Source organism: Komagataeibacter swingsii (assembly GCF_003207895.1).
GTDB classification, from domain to species: domain Bacteria; phylum Pseudomonadota; class Alphaproteobacteria; order Acetobacterales; family Acetobacteraceae; genus Komagataeibacter; species Komagataeibacter swingsii.
Genome location: NZ_NKUB01000111.1, coordinates 1 through 538 on the forward strand (window position 1 = coordinate 1; position 538 = coordinate 538).

Annotated in this window: 1 pseudogene; it reads left to right on the forward strand. The window is 58.2% G+C overall.

The features are described from left to right. Nucleotides 1-67: 67 nt before the first annotated feature. A pseudogene (locus CFR76_RS17585) lies at nucleotides 68-538 on the forward strand (IS5-like element IS1031A family transposase); the annotation flags it as partial.

Consider the following 538-nt stretch of genomic DNA (forward strand, 5'->3'; position numbering starts at 1 on the left):
GATCCGAAAGTTTTTGAACAATACCAGCCTGTTGTGATTCATCCGTCTTTACGAAGAGATGGAGTGAATGGTGACATGGACTGGTATTGCCCGACGTGAACATAGCCGGGAAGGACTGCGATATCCATCGGATATGATGGACGGGGAATGGGCTTTGATCGTGCCATTTGTGCCCCCTGCGAAACGGGGCGGTCGCCCTCGCACGACTGATATGCGCGAGGTGGTCAACGCGATGCTCTACATAGCCTCGGCCGGGTGCGCGTGGCGCCTGCTGCCGAAATGCTTTCCGCCGGTCTCGACCGTCAGGCGCTATTTTTACGCCTGGCGTGATACCGGGCTGTTCGAGGTCATGAATACGGTGCTGGTCATGACCCTGCGCGAGATCGAGGGGCGTGAAGCCTCCCCGAGCGCGGGCGTGATTGACAGCCAGTCGGTGAAAACTACGGAAAGCGGCGGGCTTTCGGGCTATGACGCGGGCAAGAAGGTCAAGGGCCGCAAGCGCCATATCGTGACTGATACCTGCGGCTTCCTGATCTTT